Source organism: Streptomyces sp. NPDC004788 (genome assembly GCF_053601115.1).
This window is the reverse complement of sequence record NZ_JBSGBF010000086.1, coordinates 15,244-34,716: the sequence shown is the minus strand read 5'-3', so window position 1 is coordinate 34,716 and position 19,473 is coordinate 15,244. Positions and strand designations below refer to the sequence as shown.

20 protein-coding genes are annotated in these 19,473 nt (G+C 72.9%); 9 read left to right on the top strand and 11 right to left on the bottom strand.

Annotation, left to right across the window (positions count from 1 at the left end; translation table 11 throughout):
• From ACWEJX_RS29325 to ACWEJX_RS29315, 3 genes are all read right to left on the bottom strand, one after another.
• Positions 1 to 524 (bottom strand): reverse transcriptase-like protein (locus ACWEJX_RS29325; RefSeq protein ID WP_451610430.1); only part of this gene is annotated, 524 nt, incomplete at its 3' end.
• Complete coding sequence (locus ACWEJX_RS29320) at positions 524 to 1,267, bottom strand: zinc ribbon domain-containing protein (RefSeq protein ID WP_451610433.1); 744 nt, start codon at positions 1,265 to 1,267, stop codon at positions 524 to 526. The genes ACWEJX_RS29320 and ACWEJX_RS29325, both read right to left, overlap by 1 nt.
• Positions 1,264 to 2,097, bottom strand: a complete 834-nt coding sequence (locus tag ACWEJX_RS29315) for a Nif3-like dinuclear metal center hexameric protein (RefSeq protein WP_451610429.1) — start codon at positions 2,095 to 2,097, stop codon at positions 1,264 to 1,266. Before ACWEJX_RS29315 ends, ACWEJX_RS29320 begins: the two co-directional genes overlap by 4 nt.
• 567 nt (positions 2,098 to 2,664) lie before the next feature.
• On the opposite strand from ACWEJX_RS29315, the gene ACWEJX_RS29310 reads away from it, so the two are divergent.
• Positions 2,665 to 3,861, top strand: a complete 1,197-nt coding sequence (locus ACWEJX_RS29310) for a hypothetical protein (RefSeq protein ID WP_451610428.1) — start codon at positions 2,665 to 2,667, stop codon at positions 3,859 to 3,861.
• A gap of 329 nt (positions 3,862 to 4,190) precedes the next feature.
• Here ACWEJX_RS29310 and ACWEJX_RS29305 read toward each other — a convergent pair whose 3' ends face one another.
• Genes ACWEJX_RS29305 through ACWEJX_RS29295 form a run of 3 tightly spaced genes read right to left on the bottom strand, consistent with a single transcriptional unit; the run spans position 4,191 to position 7,129 of the window.
• Entirely contained in the window at positions 4,191 to 5,135 is a 945-nt protein-coding gene (locus tag ACWEJX_RS29305; RefSeq protein WP_451610427.1) for a 3-oxoacyl-ACP reductase, read from the bottom strand.
• 34 nt (positions 5,136 to 5,169) lie between these two features.
• Positions 5,170 to 6,246: a Zn-dependent alcohol dehydrogenase gene (locus ACWEJX_RS29300; RefSeq protein WP_451610426.1), complete on the bottom strand. Its 1,077-nt coding sequence runs from the start codon at positions 6,244 to 6,246 to the stop codon at positions 5,170 to 5,172.
• Between the two features lie 25 nt (positions 6,247 to 6,271).
• On the bottom strand, positions 6,272 to 7,129 hold the full coding sequence (locus ACWEJX_RS29295; protein ID WP_451610425.1) for a MaoC/PaaZ C-terminal domain-containing protein: 858 nt from the start codon (positions 7,127 to 7,129) through the stop codon (positions 6,272 to 6,274).
• A gap of 295 nt (positions 7,130 to 7,424) precedes the next feature.
• Between ACWEJX_RS29295 and ACWEJX_RS29290 the strand changes: the two genes are divergently transcribed.
• Genes ACWEJX_RS29290 through ACWEJX_RS29280 form a run of 3 tightly spaced genes read left to right on the top strand, consistent with a single transcriptional unit; the run spans position 7,425 to position 10,264 of the window.
• On the top strand, positions 7,425 to 8,378 hold the full coding sequence (locus ACWEJX_RS29290; RefSeq protein ID WP_451610424.1) for an ABC transporter ATP-binding protein: 954 nt from the start codon (positions 7,425 to 7,427) through the stop codon (positions 8,376 to 8,378).
• The gene (locus ACWEJX_RS29285) at positions 8,375 to 9,097 is read left to right on the top strand and encodes an ABC transporter permease (RefSeq protein WP_451610423.1); all 723 of its coding nucleotides are present in this window, start codon (positions 8,375 to 8,377) and stop codon (positions 9,095 to 9,097) included. The genes ACWEJX_RS29290 and ACWEJX_RS29285 overlap by 4 nt, the downstream gene beginning before the upstream one ends.
• Positions 9,098 to 9,127: 30 nt before the next feature.
• The gene (locus tag ACWEJX_RS29280; RefSeq protein ID WP_451610422.1) at positions 9,128 to 10,264 is read left to right on the top strand and encodes a sensor histidine kinase; all 1,137 of its coding nucleotides are present in this window, start codon (positions 9,128 to 9,130) and stop codon (positions 10,262 to 10,264) included.
• On the opposite strand, the gene ACWEJX_RS29275 is transcribed toward ACWEJX_RS29280, so the two are convergent.
• Positions 10,261 to 10,521 (bottom strand): hypothetical protein, encoded by a 261-nt coding sequence (locus ACWEJX_RS29275; protein ID WP_451610421.1) that lies wholly within the window; start codon positions 10,519 to 10,521, stop codon positions 10,261 to 10,263. The genes ACWEJX_RS29280 and ACWEJX_RS29275 overlap by 4 nt on opposite strands.
• A gap of 322 nt (positions 10,522 to 10,843) precedes the next feature.
• On the opposite strand from ACWEJX_RS29275, the gene melC1 reads away from it, so the two are divergent.
• Positions 10,844 to 11,263 (top strand): apotyrosinase chaperone MelC1, encoded by a 420-nt coding sequence (gene melC1 / locus ACWEJX_RS29270; RefSeq protein ID WP_451610420.1) that lies wholly within the window; start codon positions 10,844 to 10,846, stop codon positions 11,261 to 11,263.
• Positions 11,264 to 11,286: 23 nt separating this feature from the next.
• Positions 11,287 to 12,114: a tyrosinase MelC2 gene (melC2, locus tag ACWEJX_RS29265; RefSeq protein WP_451610419.1), complete on the top strand. Its 828-nt coding sequence runs from the start codon at positions 11,287 to 11,289 to the stop codon at positions 12,112 to 12,114.
• 13 nt (positions 12,115 to 12,127) lie between these two features.
• On the opposite strand, the gene ACWEJX_RS29260 is transcribed toward melC2, so the two are convergent.
• Positions 12,128 to 12,682 (bottom strand): GNAT family N-acetyltransferase, encoded by a 555-nt coding sequence (locus ACWEJX_RS29260; RefSeq protein ID WP_451610418.1) that lies wholly within the window; start codon positions 12,680 to 12,682, stop codon positions 12,128 to 12,130.
• Positions 12,683 to 12,746: 64 nt separating this feature from the next.
• On the opposite strand from ACWEJX_RS29260, the gene ACWEJX_RS29255 reads away from it, so the two are divergent.
• Positions 12,747 to 13,379 carry a response regulator gene (locus ACWEJX_RS29255; RefSeq protein ID WP_403793641.1) on the top strand — a complete coding sequence of 211 codons (633 nt, stop codon included), beginning with the start codon at positions 12,747 to 12,749 and terminating at the stop codon, positions 13,377 to 13,379.
• On the opposite strand, the gene ACWEJX_RS29250 is transcribed toward ACWEJX_RS29255, so the two are convergent.
• The 3 genes from ACWEJX_RS29250 to ACWEJX_RS29240 all read right to left on the bottom strand — a co-directional run bounded on the left by ACWEJX_RS29250 (position 13,376) and on the right by ACWEJX_RS29240 (position 17,336).
• Entirely contained in the window at positions 13,376 to 14,587 is a 1,212-nt protein-coding gene (locus ACWEJX_RS29250) for a lipid-transfer protein (RefSeq protein ID WP_451610417.1), read from the bottom strand. The two genes, ACWEJX_RS29255 and ACWEJX_RS29250, sit on opposite strands and share 4 nt — an antisense overlap.
• 13 nt (positions 14,588 to 14,600) lie before the next feature.
• A complete protein-coding gene (locus ACWEJX_RS29245; protein WP_451610416.1) occupies positions 14,601 to 16,757 on the bottom strand; it encodes an acyl-CoA dehydrogenase in 2,157 nt (718 codons plus the stop codon).
• 114 nt (positions 16,758 to 16,871) lie between these two features.
• Positions 16,872 to 17,336 carry a cupin domain-containing protein gene (locus ACWEJX_RS29240; RefSeq protein ID WP_451610415.1) on the bottom strand — a complete coding sequence of 155 codons (465 nt, stop codon included), beginning with the start codon at positions 17,334 to 17,336 and terminating at the stop codon, positions 16,872 to 16,874.
• A 197-nt stretch (positions 17,337 to 17,533) separates the two neighbouring features.
• Between ACWEJX_RS29240 and ACWEJX_RS29235 the strand changes: the two genes are divergently transcribed.
• Positions 17,534 to 18,529 carry a 5-methyltetrahydropteroyltriglutamate--homocysteine methyltransferase gene (locus ACWEJX_RS29235; protein WP_451610414.1) on the top strand — a complete coding sequence of 332 codons (996 nt, stop codon included), beginning with the start codon at positions 17,534 to 17,536 and terminating at the stop codon, positions 18,527 to 18,529.
• Between the two features lie 269 nt (positions 18,530 to 18,798).
• Positions 18,799 to 19,440, top strand: coding sequence for a class I SAM-dependent methyltransferase (locus ACWEJX_RS29230; protein ID WP_451610413.1), 642 nt, complete (start codon positions 18,799 to 18,801; stop codon positions 19,438 to 19,440).
• The last annotated feature ends 33 nt before the right edge of the window (positions 19,441 to 19,473 follow it).

Here is a 19,473-nt window from a genome sequence, read left to right as displayed (position 1 = left end):
GCGCGCATGCTGCCCGCCGTCGCGTCGCCGGCGGCGGTGCGGGCGGCGGCCAGGTCGGCGGCGAAGGCGGGACGGGGCGCGGTGGCGGACGGGCTCCACTGCTCACCGCGGCGGCCCGCGTCCATCGCCTCGTTGGCGAGCCGGTCCGCGTGCTTGTTGCGCTCGCGCGGGATCCACTCGTAGCGGACCCGCCCCGGCGGGAAGACGCGGGCGGCCTCGGCGGCCAGCGGCTTCATGTCGGGGTGCTTGATCTTCCAGCGGCCGGACATCTGCTCGACGACCAGCTTGGAGTCCATGCGGACGTGCACCAGGGCGTCCGGGAACATCTCCCGGGCCGCCCTCAGCCCGGCCACCAGACCCTTGTACTCGGCCACGTTGTTCGTCGCGACGCCGATGTACTCGGCGCGCTCCGCGAGCGTCTCGCCCGTCGCCGGGTCCAGGACCACCGCGCCGTAGCCGGCGGGGCCCGGGTTGCCCCGGGAGCCTCCGTCGGCCTCGACGATCAGCTCGCTCGGCGCGTTCATCAGAGGCCGGACTCCGAGGTGCGGACCAGGATCCGGCGGCAGTTCTCGCAGCGCACGACGGCGTCGGCCGCGGCGGCCCGCACCTCGTTGAGCTCGGTGATGTTGAGCTCGATGTGGCAGCCCTCGCACTTGCGCTGGTACAGCCGGGCCGCGCCGACGCCGCCCTGCTGCTCACGCAGCTTCTCGTAGAGCTTCATCAGGTCGGCCGGGACGGAGCCGGCCACCAGCTCGCGCTCCTTGGCGACCGACGCGGACTCGGCGTCCAGCTCGGCCTGGGCGGCGTCGCGGCGGGCGGTCGCGTCGTCGACCTTCGCCTGGACGGCGGAGGTCCGCTCGGTCAGCTCGGCGACCCGCTCCTGGGCGGACTCGCGGCGCTCCATGACCTCCAGGACGATCTCCTCGAGGTCGCCCTGGCGCTTGGCGAGCGAGGTGATCTCGCGCTGGAGGTTCTCCAGGTCCTTCGGGGAGGAGACGGCGCCGGAGTCGAGCCGCTGCTGGTCGCGGGCCGCGCGCTGGCGGACCTGGTCGACGTCCTGCTCGGCCTTGGTCTGCTCGCGGGCGCAGTCGCTCTCCTCGGTCTGCGCGGCGACGAGCAGGTCGCGCAGCTGCGTGAGGTCCTTGTTCAGCGACTCGATCTCGGCGTGCTCGGGCAGCGACCTGCGCTTGTGCGCGATCTGCTGGAGACGCACGTCCAGGGCCTGGACGTCGAGGAGTCGGATCTGGTCGGCGGGCGCGGCGTTCAGTTGGGGGCTCCAGAAGAGGTGTGGTGGGAGGACCAGGGGTCGGTGACCGTCTTCGAGACGTGGACCCGGAGGTCCCAGCCGTGGCGGTCGGAGATCGAGTCGAGCTGCGCGGCGGCCTGCTCGCACCAGGGCCATTCGGTGGCCCAGTGGGCGGCGTCGACGAGCCCGAGGGGCGCGCCGTGCCGGTTCGCGTGCTGCGTCGCCTCGGAGACGGGGTGGTGGCGCAGGTCGGCGGTGAGGAACGCGTCCACGCCCGCGGCCCGCACCGCGCCGAAGAGGCTGTCGCCGGAGCCGCCGCTGACGGCGACCCGGTGCAGGACCATGTCCGGGTCGCCGGCGACCCGGATGCCCTGCGCGGTGGCCGGAAGGCGCTTCGCGGCGCGGGCGGCGAACTCGGCGAGGGTCTCGGGCCGGTCGAGCTCGCAGATCCGGCCGAGGTTGTTCTCCGGGACCAGCGGCCCGGTGACCCGCAGGTCGAGCGCGCCGGCGAGGGCGTCGGAGACACCGGGGTCGGCGGTGTCGGCGTTGGTGTGCGCCACGTGCAGGGCGATGTCGTGCTTGATCAGGCTGTGCACGACGCGGCCCTTGAAGTGCGAGGCGGCGACGGTCGTCGTACCGCGCAGATAGAGCGGGTGGTGGGTGACCAGGAGGTCGGCGCCGAGGCCGATCGCCTCGTCCGCGATCTCCTGGACGGGGTCGACGGCGAACAGGACGCGGCGGATCTCCGCGTCGGGGTCGCCGCAGACGGTGCCGACGGCGTCCCACTGCTCGGCCAGCTCTGGCGGCCAGAGGGCGTCGAGCTCGGCGATGACTTCAGACAGACGGGGCACGGGGGAAAGGCTACCTGTCCTCCGTCCCCCGCCGTTCTGGCCTGTGGACAACCCGGGCCCGTCGGCGAATGACGACGAGGAGAGGATCGGGGACGAGAGGGGCGGGTGAACGTCGCACGGCGAGACGGACGCTCGGCCGGACGGACGCACGGCCAGGCGGACGTACGGCCAGACGGACGCATGACCGGAGGCGGGACCGGAGGCGACCGAAGGTGCGACCGGCCGCGGCCGGAGGTGCGACCGGCCGCACGAAGACCGCACGGCGGCCCCGCAGGAACCGAAGGCCGCCCCCCTCCGAGAACCGGACGGCCGCACCGCCCGTCCGGGCATAACGGCAGCTGAGGGCCCTCCACCTCATCCCGGCCCGGGCCCCACCTCCAGCCCCGGCCCCAGCCCCGGCCCCACTAAGGCGTGCCTTGCCTCACCCGCCTCCGGCCACTCCAGCACACCCCGCCCCCGCCGCTCAGCGGAATCCCCGGACCGCCACCCTTTGGTGTGAAGTGGGGTGGCTCGTGTTGTTCGGCTGGAAGTGCGAAAACTAGCTTCGTTGCCGGAGGTGACGAGTCGATGACAGCCTGTGCCATCGAGACGACCACGGGGGACGCGGGAGACGGCGACGCCATGTGGCCGCCGATGCCCGCCCACCGCCCCGGCGGGTTCACGATCACCGCGAACGGCGCCTACGCGGCGCGGCTCGCCGGTTCCGGGGACGCCCTGTACGCGGAACGGTGGACGCTGGACGGCCCCGAGCCGTACGCCGTGCCGCTCCCGCTCGCCCAGCCGGAGGAGGCCGGTGCGCTGCTGCTGCCGCTCGCGGACGGCCGGGTGCTCGTCGGCCGCCGGGTGGACGGGCTCCGCCACACGTTCTCGCTGCTCTACCCCACCGGCCCGGACACCGGCGAGCTGGTCCTGGGCGCGGTCGAGGCGCCCGCTCCGGGCGCCCTGACGCTGCTGCCGCCGTCGCCCGACGGCATCTGCGCGTACGCGATGTGCGTCGGCCAGGACACCACCACGCTGTGGCTGGTGGCGGGCGGGGCGTTCGGACCCGAGCGGGTCGCCGAGATCAAGGGCCGCTGTACGGGTGGGGTGTGGCTGGACCGTACGGGACGGATGCTCGCGCTCGACCGGCAGCTCGACGACGGCCCGGTGAAGGCCGTCGCGATCGACCTGGAGCGGGGCGGCGAGGTCACGCCGCTGCTCCAGATCACGGAGCAGAGCAACGACCGGCTGCTGCTCGCCGACCCCGACAGCGGCCTGCTCCTGATCCGCTCCGACGCGCCGTCGCCGGGGCACGAGCGGCTCGGCTGGGGCGTCCTGGGCAGCCTGCTGCCGGTGCGCTTCCCGGACTGTCTGCGGCTCGACGACGCGGCGGTGACGCCGTTCGCCGTACAGCCGGGGCAGGTGCTGACGCCGGAGAGCTGCGGGGTCGCGCTGCGGATCGACGCGGCGGGCGGCAGCTGGGTCGGCATGTGGCGGCCGTCCGCGCGCCGGATGAGCCAACTGGCCGCCCCCGTCGGCTGGCTGGCCGGATCCGGCCTGTGGACGGCCGACGGGGTGCTGCGGCTGCCGTACGCGACGGCCGACACGCCCTGCGGCCTCGCCGCCCTTGAGGAACCCGCGGAGCCGGCGGAACCCGCGGAAGCCGCCGAAGCCGCGGAAGCCGCCGAAGTCGTTGAACCGGCGGAAGCCCGGGCGGAAGCGAAGGTGTGCCGGCCGATTCCGCTGGGTCAGGCACCGTTGGCGGACCGCAAACCCGGCGCCTAGAACTGTCAGTCCCGGTGGCTAGACTCACGCACGCCGCACAGCAACAAGCGACAACTACGGGGTGAGTTCCACCATGAACAACATGAACGCGCAGGAGCCGAACGGCTCGGGCAAGCACCGCGGCCCGGCCGCGCCGGCCGAGGACTCCTCGTCCTCCCCGCACGGCCGCCACCGGCGCGAGCCCGAAGCGCAGTGACGAACGAACGGCCCCCGGAAGATCCCGGGGGCCGTTCGCGTGTCCGCAGCGCGGCGGTCAGCAGGATGTCGGATCCAACGTCCTGGATCCTGGAGATTGGATCCGACATCCTCGCGTGTCCGCCGCCCGGCGGTCAGCCCTTCTTGAGGCCCAGCACCTCCGCCGCCGCGAAGGTCTCCCCCGCCGGGCGCTCCGCGTAGTGCGGGGTGAGCAGCGCGTCCAGCTCCTCGTACGAGAAGACGTCCTTGGCCGTGTCGAACTTGGCGGCCACCCTGGGCCGGTCCACGATCGCCACCATCCCGCCGTGGACGACGAGCAGCTGCCCGTTCACGCCGGCCGCCGCCGGGGAGGCGAGATAGCCGACGAGCGGCGCCACGTGCTCCGGCGACAGCGGGTCGAGCTCGTCCTCGGCCGTCGGCTCGGCGAAGCCGGCGAACACGTCCTCGGTCATCCGGGTACGGGCCCGGGGGCAGATCGCGTTGGCGGTGACCCCGTACTTGGCGAGCGCCAGCGCGGTCGACGTCGTCAGGCCGACGATGCCGCCCTTGGCCGCCGCGTAGTTGGGCTGACCGGCCGAGCCCGCCAGGAACGCCTCCGAGGAGGTGTTGACGATCCGGCCGTAGACCCCGCTCTCGCCCGCCTTGGCGCGGGCGCGCCAGTGCACGGCGGCGAAGTGGGTGGTGTTGAAGTGGCCCTTGAGGTGAACCCGGATGACCGAGTCCCACTCGTCCTCGCTCATCGAGAAGACCATCCGGTCGCGCAGGATGCCCGCGTTGTTGACCAGGACGTCCAGCTTTCCGAACTCGCTCACGGCCAGGTCCACCAGGCCCCGGGCGGTCTCGAAGTCGGCGACGTCGCCGAGATGCGCCACGGCCCGGCCGCCCGCCGCCCGGATCTCCGCGGCGACCTCCTCGGCGGGCGCGGCGGAGGCCGCGCCGGAGCCGTCGCGCCCGGGCTGCCCGTAGTCGTTGACGACGACGGCGGCGCCGAGCCGGGCCAGTTCGAGGGCCTCGGCCCGGCCGAGGCCGCGGCCGGCGCCGGTGACGATCGCGCTCAGCCCGTCAAGAGGCAGTGACATGAGTGATCGTGTCCTCTCAGATCGCGAAGTCGGATCAGATCTCGATGCAGGTACGCAGCGCCACGCCCGTCCGCATCTGCTCCAGCGCCTCATTGATCCCCGCCAGCGGCACCCGGTGCGTGATCAGCGACTCCAGGTCGATGCGGCCGGCCCGCCAGAGCGCGATGGCCCGTTCGTACGAGCGGAGCACGTCCCCGCCCCCGTACATCGACGGCAGGATCCGCTTCTCGTCGAAGAACAGCTCGAACATGTTGAGCTGGAGGAAGTCGTCGAGGGCGCCCGCGCCGACGACGCACAGGGTGCCGCCGCGCCGGGTGGTCTCGTAGGCCGTCCGCGCGGTGGCGGACCTGCCGACGACCTCGAAGACGTAGTCGAAGCCCTCGCCGCCGGTGACACGCTGCTTGGCGTCACCGAGCGCGTCGGGGGCGACGGCCTCGGTCGCGCCGAAGCGGAGGGCGGCCTCCCGCCGCGACTCGACGGGGTCGACGGCGACGATCTGCGCCGCGCCCTGGAGCCTGGCGCCCTGGATGGCGGAGATGCCGACGCCGCCGCAGCCGATGACGGCCACCGACGAACCGGCCTCCACCCTTGCGGTGTTGATGGCCGCGCCGAGCCCCGTCGTCACCCCGCAGCCGATGAGCGCGGCGATGTCGAAGGGCACGTCGTCGGGGATCGGGACGGCGCAGCCGGCGTCGACGACGACCTCCTCGGCGAAGGTGCCGGTGCCGGCGAAGCCGAAGACGTCACCGCCGGGGCGCTTGAAGTTGGGGGTGCCGGCGTTGAGGAAGCCGGCCAGGCAGAGCTGGGTCTGGCCGCGCTTGCAGGCGGGACAGTTGCCACAGGCGGGCAGCCAGCACAGCAGCACCCGCTGCCCGACGCTCAGGCCGGTGACCCCGTCGCCGACGTCGAGGATCTCGCCGGCGCCCTCGTGCCCGGGGACGAAGGGCGCGGGCTGCGGCAGGACACCGGTCATCGCGGAGACGTCGGAGTGGCACAGGCCGGTGGCCCGGACCCGGATCCGCACCTTGCCGGGGCCGAAGCCCACGGCCTCGACGTCGTCGCGGACTTCGAGCTTGTCCTGGCCTATCTCGTGCAGAACGGCTGCGCGCATGGTGCGGCTCCCCTCGGGGCTGGTGTCAGGAGTGGTCCACGACGGTGTCGGCGAGTACGGGGGCGTCGTCCCGTTCCACGGCGGTGACGGCGACCTGGACGGTGTGCTCGTCCTGGCGCCACATCCGGATGCGCAGGGTCTCGCCCGGGAAGACGATCCCGGCGAAGCGGGTGCGGTAGGCGCGGACGCGGGTGACGTCGCCGCCGAGGAGGGTGTCGACGACCGCCTTGAGGGTCATGCCGTACGAGCAGAGGCCGTGCAGGATCGGCCGGTCGAAGCCCGCGAGCTTGGCGAACTCGGGGTCGGCGTGCAGCGGGTTCCAGTCGCCGGAGAGCCGGTAGAGCAGGGCCTGGTCCTCCCGGATGGGCCGTTCGGCGGTGGCGTCGGGTTCGCGGGCGGGGAGTTCGAGGCGCTCGGAGGGCCCGCGGTCGCCGCCCCAGCCGCCTTCTCCGCGTACGAAGATCTGGGCGTCGCTGGTCCACAGCGGCCCGTCCGCGTCGGCGGCCTCGGAGCGGAGCACGAGGACGGCGGCCTTGCCCTTGTCGTACACGGCGGCGACGCGCGAGGTGGAGACGGCCCGGCCGGCGACGGGCAGCGGGCGGTGCAGGGTGATCGACTGGCCGCCGTGCAGGACGGCGGCGAGGTCGATGTCGATGCCGGGGGCGGAGAGCCCGCCGACGACGCCCATGCCGGCGCCCGCGACGGTGGCGAAGCTGGGCAGGACGTGGAGCCGGGATTCGAGGGTGTAGCGCAGCTCGTCGGGGTCGGTCGCCGGGACGCCCGCGCCCAGGCCGAGGTGGTAGAGCTGGACGTCCTTGTGGTCCCAGGCGATCTCCGCGCTGCGGGGCTCGGCGGCGACGGCCTTGGCGGCGTCAATGGGCATCGCGTTGCTGCTCCTTGCTGCTGCTTGTTGCAGGTGGAGACCTCGGCGCGGCCGTCCGCACCGTCGACCGCGCCGAGGCCGTGCGGGGCCCGAACCGGAACGCGCACTAGAACGCGTTCTAGAACGGCGATCCCCATGTATAGCGGAGGGGTGCGGCGATGGGAACCCTCCTGACACCATGTCAGATACCGCCGGTACGGGACGCGTCCGGCGCGGGACCCAGGACATTTGTCACCGCCGGGTCCGTACGCCTGAGCCTGCCGGGACCCTGCCCGCGCTCCGTAGTTTCGTGGTCATGACGAACGAGACAGCGGGAAACCGCACGGGGGACGACATGGCGGTCGCCTTCTCCTCCGTCACCAGGACCTTCGGCGCCGTCCGCGCCGTGGACGGCATGGACCTCACCATCCGCCGCGGCGAGACCGTCGCCCTGCTCGGCCGCAACGGCGCCGGCAAGTCCACCACCATCAACCTCCTCCTCGGCCTCGACGAGCCCGACAGCGGCCGGGTGCACCTCTTCGGCGCCGCGCCCGTGCGCGCCGTCGAGGCCGGCCGGATCGGCGCGATGCTCCAGGACGCCCGCCCGGTGCCCCGGGTCACCGTCCGCGAGCTGGTCGAGTTCGTGGCCCGTACGTACCCGAAGCCGCTGCCGGTCGCCGAGGCCCTGGAGCTGGCCGGCCTCACCGACCTGGCCGGCCGCCGGGTCGACCGGCTCTCCGGCGGCCAGGCCCAGCGCGTCCGCTTCGCCGTCGCGCTGGCCGGCAACCCCGAGCTGATCGTCCTGGACGAGCCGACCGCCGCGCTCGACGTCGAGGCCCGCGAGGCCTTCTGGCACTCGATGCGGGCCTACGCCCGGCGCGGCAACACCGTCCTCTTCTCCACCCACTACCTGGAGGAGGCCGACGCCAGCGCCGACCGGATCGTGGTCGTCGACTCCGGCCGCGTCCTCGCCGACGGCACCGCCGAGCAGCTGAAGCGGGCCGCGGGCGGCACGACCGTCTCGTTCGACCTGGCCGGCCGCCCCACCGAGGGCCTGGCCGCGCTCCCCGGCGTCACCTCCGTCGAGATCCGCGGCGACCGCGCCCAGCTGCGCAGCGACGACTCGGACGCGACGGTCCTCGCCCTGGCCGCGATGGACGCGGTGCGGGGCCTGGAGGTCACCCGGGCCTCGCTCAACGACGCCTTCCTGGCCCTGACCCGCCCCACCGCCGCCGCCCGCACGTCCGAGACCCTGGAGATGTCCCGATGATCACCGCGTACGTCCGTCTCGAAGTCCGCCGCAGCCTGCGCGACCCCGGATTCCTGATCTCGTCGCTCGGCGTGCCGGTGATGATGTACCTCCTCTTCACCAACCTCGGCGGCCAGAACGGCTCCGCGTACAAGGCGTACGCGATGGTCGGCATGGCGGCGTACGGCGCGCTGGGCGCCGCCCTGTCGCTCGGCAGCGGCGTCGCCGAGGACAAGTCGATCGGCTGGCTGCGCCAGCTGCGGATCACGCCGATGACCCCGCGCCAGGTGGTGACGGGCCGCGCCCTGACCGGCACGGTCGTGGTGCTGCCCGCCATCATCGCCGTGCTGCTCGCGGGCGGACTCGTGAACGGCGTACGGCTCGACGCCTGGCAGTGGGCGGCGATCGCCGTCGCGCTCTGGGCCGGCTCGCTGCCCTTCACGCTCCTCGGCCTCGGCAACGGCTACCGCCTCTCCGCGCAGACCACCGGTGTCGTCAACATCGCCTGCAACCTGGGCCTTTCGGTGGTCGGCGGCCTGTGGTTCCCCACCTCCCTCTTCCCGCACTGGCTGGCCACGATCTCCTCGTACACCCCGACCAACCGCTTCTCGGAGCTGGGCCGCGCGGTGACGGAGGGCACGGTGCCGGGCGCGGCGACGGTGGCGGTGCTGGCGGTGTGGGCGGTGCTGTTCGGCGCGTACGCGGCGGTCTCGTACCGTCGTTCCGCACGGACGGCGTGACGGCTGGTGTGACGAGGGGACACGAGGACGATGAGGGACTTCCGGCGGCGCAGGGCGGAGAGCAGACGGGACGGCCGGCCGACGGGGCTGAGCCTGATGCCGTGGCTGCTGATGGGGCTGGGCGCCATGTCCAACCTCCTCCAGGGCAAGGTCCCCCATCCGTGGATCGGCTGGCTGGGCATCCTCGCCTTCAACACGCTCTACATCACGGTCGTGATCCGGGCCTTCGTCGAGGGCGCCCGCGAGACGCTGCTCACCTGGCTCCTCCTCGCGGGCCTGGTCACGCTGACCTTCACGCTCGCCATCGCCTACGGCGAGGACTGGCTGCTGTTCTTCCCCCTGATGGGCCTCGCGGTCGGAGCGGTCGCCCGAGGCGGCCGCCGGCTGCCGGTGATCGCCTTCGCGCTGGTGGCGGCGGTCTCCGTGGTCACCTTCTGGAAGGACGGCTGGGACTCGTTCGGGATCGTGTACGGCACGTTCATCTCGACCATGGTCACGGCGGCGATCCTCGCGCTGAGCGAGACGGTGCAGGAACTCCGCGCGACCCGCGAGGAACTGGCCCGCACGGCCGTCGAGAAGGAGCGCCTGCGCTTCTCCCGCGACATGCACGACCTGCTCGGCCACACCCTCTCCGTCATCGTCGTGAAGTCGGAGGCGGCCCGGCGCCTGGCGCCCCGCGACCTGGACGCGGCGCTCGCGCAGCTCGCGGACATCGAGTCGGTCGGCCGGCAGGCGCTGACCGAGATCCGTGAGGCGGTCACCGGCTACCGCGAGGGCAGTCTGACGACGGAGCTCGACCGGGCCCGCGACGCGCTCTCCTCGGCCGGCATCGAGCCCGTCGTACGCCAGTCGGGTCCGCCCCTGGAGCCGCAGACGGAGGCGCTGCTGAGCTGGGTGGTCCGCGAGTCGGCGACCAACGCCGTACGCCACAGCGGCGCGACGCGCTGCGAGATCGAGGTGGGCGGCGGACCGGAACGGGTCCGCCTGACGGTGACGGACAACGGGCGGGGCACGGGTTCGGGCACGCCGGGCAGCGGCCTGAAGGGCCTGCGCGAGCGGGTGGCGGCGGCGGGCGGCACGCTGGAGTCGGGACCGGGCCCGCGGGGCGGCTTCCGGGTGACGGCGGAACTGCCGGTGGAGGCTGCCGAACCCGCCGGCGCGGTCTAGCCGATGCTCTGCTGGGAGTCGTTCCCGCTGACGGTGGCCTGCTGATCTCCGGAGTCGGGGCCGTGATCGAGCACCTTGACGGGGCCCCTGGCGGGGCCCTCGGCGGGGCCCTGACCGGCGCCTTGGCCGAGGCCGAGGAGGCCGACGAGTCCGGCTCCCGGGGCTTCGTCGGCGGCGAGGGCCGGCGGGGCGGCGGTGAGTCCGAGGGCGGCACCGGCGAGGAGAGCGGCGGCGAGGGTGCGCTGAGCGGTGTTCATGCCGTGCCAACGAGCGGGGCGGGGCGGGGGATGCGATCCGGACAGTCTGCGGAAGTGCGCCCCGCCACACCCGGCGCACGGAACCGCAAGATCATTTCCGAGACGCGGCCCGCCGGGCGGAGGATTTCACTCCGGAGCGTCCGCGGACCCCTCGAACAGCAAGATCAACTTCGTTCAAGTTTGCACATTTCGCGGGAAGTTGTCCGCATCGCACCCAACCGAATTGAGGCGATTTCCGCCGGCCCGGCACCCCCTAGTACGAATGGAAACAGCCGGGGGCATATGACCAACCCTCGGCCGCACAGACCACGAGGGGGTTTCCATGTCTTCGAGCATCACCCGCCGTACGGCGTTGGGCGTCGCCGCGGGCGCGGCCGCCGGCGCGGCCGCGGGCCTCGCCCTGGCGAGCCCGGCGCAGGCCACGACCGCTCCGGCTCCCACAACCGTTCCCGCTCCGGGATCGTTCGACGAGGTCTACCAGGGCCGCCGCATCAAGGGCGGCCCGTCGAACGGGGGCGGCCACCACGGGGGACACGAGGGGCATCACGGCGGCGGTTACAGCGTCACGATCGACGGCGAGGAACTGCACGTCATGCAGAACGCCGACAGCACCTGGATCAGCGTGATCACCCATTACGAGCCGGTCGCCTCGCCCAGGGCCGCGGCCCGCGCGGCGGTGCGCGAACTCCAGGGCGCCGCGCTCGTACCCGTCACCGTCCCCGCCCCCCTCCCCCACGCCTGACCCGCAGCAGGAGCCGCACCCCCATGACCGTACGCAAGAACCAGGCCGCGCTCACCGCCGACGAGAAGCGCCGCTTCGTCAACGCCCTCCTCGAACTGAAGCGGAACGGCCGCTACGACGCCTTCGTGACGACGCACAACGCCTTCATCATGGGCGACACGGACAACGGCGACCGGGTCGGCCACCGCTCGCCGTCGTTCCTGCCCTGGCACCGGCGCTTCCTCATAGAGTTCGAGCAGGCGCTGCAGTCCGTCGACCCGACCGTCACGCTCCCCTACTGGGACTGGACGGCCGACCGCACCACCGCCGCCTCGCTCTGGGCCCCGGACTTCCTCGGCGGCACCGGCCGCGCCCGCGACGGCCAGGTCACCGACGGCCCGTTCGCCCGCTCCGGCAACCGCTGGACGATCAACGTCCGCGTCGACGGCCGCGACTACCTCCGCCGCGACCTGGGCGCCGGCGGCCGCCAGCTGCCGACGCGCGCCGAGGTCGACTCGGTCCTGGCGATGGAGACGTACGACTCGGCGCCCTGGAACAGCGCCTCCGACGGCTTCCGCAACCACCTCGAAGGCTGGCGCGGCGTGAACCTCCACAACCGCGTCCACGTCTGGGTCGGCGGCCAGATGGCCACCGGCGTCTCCCCGAACGACCCGGTCTTCTGGCTCCACCACGCCTTCATCGACAAGCTCTGGGCCACCTGGCAGTCCCGCCACCCCAAGGCGACCTACCTCCCCGCCGCCGGCACCCCGAACGTCGTCGACCTCCACGACACGATGCGCCCCTGGAACGACGTGACCCCGGCCGACATGCTCGACCACACGGCCCACTACACCTTCGACACGGCGGCCTGACCGCCGCACCGGCTCAAGCGGACGGCGTCGACATGACCGAGGACCACACCCCGAACCACTGCTCGGCGCCGTACTCCTCGAACCGCTCCACCTCACCGAAACCCAGCTTCGCCGCGAGGCGCATCGCCCGCTCGTTGGCGGTCTGGGTGCAGAGCACCACCGGCTCACCGGGCAGCGCCCCGGCAACCCATTCGAGCGCCGCCGCGCACGCCTCGGCGCCGTACCCGCGCCCCCACGCCCCCGGCAGGAACATGTAGCCGAGCTCGACCTCCCCGCCCTCCGCCCGGACATGCCCCGGCCGCTCCGCGTCGCGCCGGTCGAGCGTGACCATGCCGATCACCGCTCCGTCGGCCTCGACCACGAACAGCCCGAACCGCCTCCCGGGCACCTCGGGCATCACCCGCTCCAGCTCATCGCGAGGCCGAGCGCCACCGACGTACGCCCCCACCTCAGGCGAGGCGAACAGCTCGACGAACGCCGCCCGGTCCCGGGCCTCGGCCCCGCGGAGCACGAGCCGCTCGGTCGCTATCGGTGCGGGCGGCCACGGAACGGATCCAGCTTCGGTCATGGCGGGCAACCTACACGGCGCGCCACAACAGACCACCAGAACTACGCTGTTCCTCGTGAACGAGATGCCCCAGGACCACCGCCCCTCGAAGTCCGTCCGCGTCCTCCTCGCCGAGGACCAGGGAATGATGCGAGGCGCGCTCGCCCTCCTCCTCGGCATGGAGCCGGACATCGAGGTGGTGGCCCAGGTCGGCCGCGGCGACGAGATCGTCCCCACGGCGCTCACGGCCCGGCCGGACGTCGCCCTCCTGGACATCGAACTGCCGGGCCGCTCGGGCCTCGACGCCGCCGCCGACCTCCGCGACGAGGTCCCCGACTGCCGCGTCCTGATCCTCACCACCTTCGGCCGCCCCGGTTACCTCCGCCGCGCGATGGAGGCCGGCGCGGCCGGCTTCCTGGTCAAGGACGGCCCGGTCGAGGACCTGGCCGAGGCCATCCGCAAGGCCCTCCGCGGCGAAACGGTCATCGACCCGGCGCTCGCCGCGGCCGCCCTCAGCGCGGGCCCGAACCCGCTGACGGCCCGCGAACGCGACGCCCTGGGCGCCTCCGTCGACGGCGCGACGATCGCCGACATCGCGGCCACCCTCCACCTCTCGGAGTCGACGGTCCGCAACTACCTCTCGTCGGCCATCGGCAAGACGGGCACCCGCAACCGTATGGAAGCGGTACGGGCGGCCCGCCAGCAGGGCTGGCTCTAGGCCGCCGGCCATCCGAGCCGCTGGCGCCGCAGCAGCGTCACCACCGCCGCGCCGCCCAACCCGATGTTGTGCGCCAGGCCCACCCGTGCCCCCGCCACCTGCCGGGCGCCCGCTTCACCGCGTAGTTGCCAGACCAGTTCGGCTGCCTGGGCCAGGCCCGTGGCGCCCAGGGGGTGGCCCTTGGAGATGAGGCCGCCGGAGGGGTTGACGACCCAGCGGCCGCCGTAGGTCGTGGCGCCCGACTCGACGAGTTTGCCGGAGGCGCCCTCCTCGCACATGCCCAGCGCCTCGTAGGTCAGGAGTTCGTTGATGGAGAAGCAGTCGTGGAGTTCCACCACGTCGACGTCCTCGATGCCCAGACCCGAAGCCTCGTAGACCTGGCGGGCTGCCGCCCTCGACATCGGGCGGCCCACGACGTCGATGCAGGAGCCGGAGGAGAAGGACTCCTCCGTGTCGGTGGTCATGGCCTGGGCGGCGATCTCCACCGCGCGGTCGGCCAGGGCGTGTTCCGCAACGAAGCGTTCCGACACCACCACCGCCGCGGCGGCGCCGTCCGAGGTCGGGGAGCACTGGAGTTTGGTGAGCGGGCGGTGGATGGTCTTGGCGGCGAGGATCTCGTCGACCGTGTAGACGTCCTGGAACTGGGCGTTGGGGTTCTGGGACGAGTGGCGGTGGTTCTTGGCGGCGACGGCGGCGAGCTGGACCTCGGTGGTGCCGTAGCGGTCCATGTGTTCGCGGGCGGCGTTGCCGAAGATCTGGGCGGTGGGCGGGGTCATCTCGAAGCCGTGGGCGGCGGCCATGACGCCGTAGTGGCGGGCGACGGGTGACGTCTTGAAGTCGCCCCCGTCCGAGCCTCCGCCCAGCGCACCCCGCGCCATCTTCTCGAAGCCCAGCGCGAGCACACAGTCGGCCGCGCCGCCCTCCACCAGCTGGCGGGCGAGCATCAGGGCGCTCGAACCGGTCGCGCAGTTGTTGTTGACGTTGTAGACGGGTACGCCAGTGAGCCCGAGTTCGTACGTGGCGCGCTGGCCGGCCGTCGAGGGCTGGAAGCAGTAGCCGACCGGGACCTGCTCGACCAGCGTGTACGGGATGCCCGCGTCGGCCAGGGCGGCCGTGCCGGCTTCCTTGGCCATGTCCCAGTACTGCCAGTCGCGCGTCTCCGGCTTCTCGAACTTCGTCATGCCCACACCGACGATGAATGACCGCATAGCGAAAGCCCCCTCAGTCCCTCGGCAGGCCGAGCAGGCGCTCGGCCACCACGTTCAGCTGCACTTGCGTCGTTCCGCCCGCGATCGTCAGGCACCGCGACATCAACATCCCGTGCACCGCCCGTGGCGACGGCAGGAGTTCCAGCGTCAGCTCGGCGACCTTCTGCTGGTGCAGGGTCTGGACGAGCTTGCGGACGCTCGCGCCCGGGCCGGGTTCCAGGCCGGATACCTGGAGCAGGGTCGTCCGCAGGCCGATGCAGGCCAGGGCGTGGGCCTCGGCGACGAGGGCGCCGATCCGGACCCGCAGCGCGGAGTCCCTGCCGTCGCAGGCGGCGATCAGGGACTCCAGGCCCGTGTCGAAGGCCACCTGGTCGGCCATGTGCACGCGCTCGTTGCCGAGCGTGTTGCGGGCGACCTGCCAGCCGCCCCCGACCTCGCCGACGACGGCGTCGGCCGGCAGCGGCACGTCGTCGAAGAAGACCTCGTTGAAGAGGGAGTCTCCGGTGATCTCCTTCAGTGGGCGGACGGTGATCCCGGGCGTGTTCTTCATGTCGACGACGAAGTAGGTGAGGCCGCGGTGCTTGGGCGCGTCGGGGTCGGTACGGGCGAGCAGGATGCCGTAGTCGGCCCACTGGGCCGCGCTCGTCCACACCTTCTGGCCGTTCACCCGCCAGGAGCCGTCGGCACCGCGCTCCGCCCGCGTGCGCAGGGAAGCGAGGTCCGATCCTGCCTCCGGCTCGGAGAAGAGCTGGCACCACTGCTGCTCGCCGCGCAGGGTCGGGCCGAGGTGGCGGGCCTGCTGCTCGGCCGTCCCGTACGCGAGCAGGGACGGGATCACCCACGTGGCGATGGAGAGCGGAGACAGACGGATCCCCAGGGAGTCCATCTCGCGCTGCACGGCCAGCTGTTGGACCGGGCCGGCGCCCAGGCCGTACGGCTTCGGCAGGTGCGGCGCCGCGTATCCCGTCCCCGCAAGCGCCCTCCGGGCTTCCCGTGGGTCCAAGCCGACGGCTCCCGCGAGGACTTCGCGCGCCTCGCGCCGGAAGTCCTCCGCCTCCTCCGGGAGTTCGACGCGCAACTCGCGCCGCGCCCCCGCCGCCGCGTGCCGTAAGGCCGTCAGCCGGTGCGCATCGCCCGTGCCGAGGAGCTCGCGCGCGACCAGCGCCCGCCGCAGGTACAGATGGGCGTCGTGCTCCCATGTGAAGCCGATGCCGCCGAGCACCTGGACGCAGTCCTTGGCGCAGCCGTACGCGGTGTCGAGAGCGGTCGCGGCGGCGAGCGCGGCCGTGTACGAGCGGATCTCGGCCTCCTCGCCCGGCGCCGCCCGCGCCGCGTCCCACACCAGCGCCCGCGCCTGTTCGAGGCGGACGAGCATGTCGGCGCAGAGGTGCTTGACACCCTGGAACCGGCCGATGGGGTGTCCGAACTGGACGCGGGTGCGGGCGTGTTCCGCCGCCGTCTCCACCGCCCGCGCGGCCGTTCCGCACGCGTCCGCCGCGTACAGCACCGCGGCCAGATCGCGTACGAGGCCGGAGTCGACGCCGGCGAGCAGCCGGTCGGCGGGGACCAGGACGCCGTCGGCGGCGACCTTCCCCGTAGGCCGCGTCGGGTCGGCGCTGTCGCCGTCCGGGCGTACGTCCACGGTGCCGGCGTCCACCGCCAGCCAGACGACGCCGTGCGACGCCGAGCGCGCGGCCAGGACCAGCAGGTCGGCGTGGGCGGCGCCGAGGACGGGCGGGGCCAGGCCGTCGAGGACCAGGCCGTCGTCGACGAGGGAGGGGGCGACCGTCAGGGTCCCGGCCCCGAACGCCACCGCCGCGATCCGCTCCCCGGCCGCCAGCGCACCCGCCGACTCCCCGTGCCCGGCCCGCCGCAGCAGCTCGGCGGCGAGCACGGTCGGCAGGTACGGCCCCGGCAGCAGCGCGCGCCCCGCCTCCTCCAGGACCACGGCGAGGTCGACGAGGTCACCGCCCCCGCCCCCGTACTCCTCGGGCAGATGGACCCCGAGCAGGCCCTGCGCCGCCGCGCCGTCCCAGTACGCGGGGCGGCCCAGAGCCAGGTCGGGGACGTCGAGGTGCTTGCGCACCGCCTCGGGCGGTACGGCGCGGGTGAGCCAGCCGCGTACGGATCGGGCGAGCTCCCGCTGTTCATGCGTGATGGCGATGCCCATGGCACCGCAGACTAGAACACGTTCCAATCTGACGGAAGGTCAGAAACTGTGTGGACTATGGAACTTCGATGCCTCGGCGACTCGGGGACTCGGCGACTTCGGTCCCGGTCCACTTCAGTCCGGCGGCTTCAGCTCGAGTCCGTGGCGCCTGCCGATCTCGGCGATCCGCGCGTAGTCGGGCGGCTCCTCCGACAGTGGAGGCAGGGTGTTCGACTCGGCGGGCTCGCCCACCTCGGCGAAGAACTTGTCGAAGCCGCCCGGTGTGTAGACGGTCAGGATCCTGGACTCCTCCACCACCTCCGGCTGCTCGTCGGTCCCGGCGGGAATGTGGAAGTACGAACCCGGTCCGGCGTCCACCGCCTCGCCGGCCAGGTGCATGCGCAGCCGGCCCTCCAGCACGTAGACGGACTCGGCGACGTCGTGCGTGTGCGGCGGCGGGCCCCAGCCCTCGCGCAGCCACATCTCCATGACGCTGCACACGTCCCCGGACTCCTCGCCCGAGAGCTTCACCGTGTACAGCCCGTTCATGAACCAGAACGATCTGCCTTCGCCGAACTTCAGCGAGACCTTCTCAGCCATGAGGACGGACCTCCTCTCCCTCTTGACCTTGCTCCTTCCAGCGTCCGGCCGCCCGGAGCGCCTCGCAACCGCCACGAGCGCCCCACGAGCCCCCCCCAAGAGCCACCCACGAGCGCCGCCCACATGCGCTTCCCGTTCGAGTGAACGCCCGGCCGAGCCGGACGCGCGGCCCCCGGCCCGTTCCTAGGGTCGAGATCATGACGATTCCCACCGAACCCATCGGCAGCCTTCCGCGTCAGCAGGGCGAGACCGTCGCCGACACCCTGGCCCGGCTGGAGAAGCTGGGCAGCCCCGTGCTGGTCGACGGCGACCACGACAAGCCCAGCACCCTCACGTATCCGCTCAAGGGGCTCACGAACATCACCCCGGACGGGGTGGTCGTCCCGTACGCCGACGGGCACACGCGGCAGCTCCCGCGCCTGACGGCCGGCCCGTTCCGCTACGGGGTGCGGGCGGACACGTACCTCCGCGAGGCGAGGAAGCACACCACCCTCCCGGTGAAGGCGACCGTGGTCGCGCCCTCCGCGCTCAGCCTGCTCTACCCGGCCGACGGGATCGACGGCTACGCGCGCGAGGAGTTCCGGAGCGACCTCGTCGACCAGTCCGAGGCCGAGATCCGGGCCTGCCTCGACGCCGGGGCGCACAGCGTGCAGCTGGACTGCGGCCTGCACCGGCTGACGCTCAAGCTGGACCCCTCGGGCGGGGTGCTCGACGACTTCGTCGCGCTCGACAACCAGGTCCTGGCTCGCTTCTCGGAACCGGAGCGCGCCCGCATCGGCGTGCACACCCACCCGGGCGCGGACCTGGATTCGACCCACAGCCTGGACGTCGACTACGCCGAGCTGCTGCCGAAGTTCCTCCGGCTCAAGGCCGGCAGCTTCTACCTCTCGCTGGCGAGCGAGTCCGATCCCGACCGGGTCCTGAACGTGGTCGCCGCACACCTGCCCCCGAACTCCCGGGTGTTCGTCGGTGTGACCGACCCGCTCGACGCGGCGGTCGAGACTCCCGAGCAGGTAAGGGACCGGGTGCTTGCCGCCGCCCGCCACCTCCCCCTCGACCGCCTCGGCACCTGCGACGACACCGGCTTCGCGGACTTCGCCGACGACAGGTCGACGTCACGCGAACTCGCCTTCGCGAAGATCGACGCCCGGGTGAAGGGCACAGAGCTCGCCGCCGACGAGCTCGGCCTGTAGGGGCGAGGGAACGCACACGGCTGCGCGCCTGTCCCGGTGGCGGTACGTACCGGGGCAGGCGCGCAGTGGCGCGTCAGCGGCCGGAGCGGGGTCACCGACACGACCGACGGGAAACTCGGCCGACGGGAAGCTCGGGCCACGGGAGCGCGACCCACGGGATGCTCGGCCACGGGAAGCTCGGCCGACGGCAGGACGGTGTGGTCCGAGTGCGACGCGTAGGGCACCATGGGCGCCCGTACCCACGTACTCACCAGTAGGAGGACCCGCCCATGACCGCCGAGCCCACCCCCGAGATCCTCGCCGCCTTCGAGGCCGCCAAGGGCTTCATGCCGGTCAAGGAAGGGCTCGCGCTGTACGAGGCCGCGGCCGAGGCCGCCGCCCTTGGGCTCCCGCTCCTGGAGGTCGGCACGTACTGCGGGCGCTCGACCATCCTCCTCGCCGACGTGGCGCGGGCGGCCGGGACCGTGGCCGTCACCGTGGACCACCACCGGGGCAGCGAGGAGCAGCAGCCGGGCTGGGAGTACCACGACGCGAGCGTCGTCGACCCCGAGGTCGGCGTCATGGACACGCTGCCCACCTTCCGCCGCACCCTCCGCAAGGCCGGCCTGGAGGACCACGTCATCGCGATCGTCGGCCGGTCCCCGCAGGTCGCGGCCGTGTGGGGCGGGCAGCTCGGCTTCGTCTTCATCGACGGCGGCCACACCGACGAGCACGCCACCGCCGACTACGAGGGCTGGGCCCCCAAGGTCGCCCCCGGGGGCCTGCTCGTCATCCACGACGTCTTCCCGAACCCGGAGGACGGCGGCCAGGCCCCGTACCGCATCTACCTCCGGGCCCTGGAGTCCGGCGACTTCGAGGAGATCTCGGTCACGGACTCCCTCCGGGTCCTGCGCCGGGTCGAGAAGGGCTAGCGCAGGGGCCGGCGAGAAGGGCTGGCGAAAGGA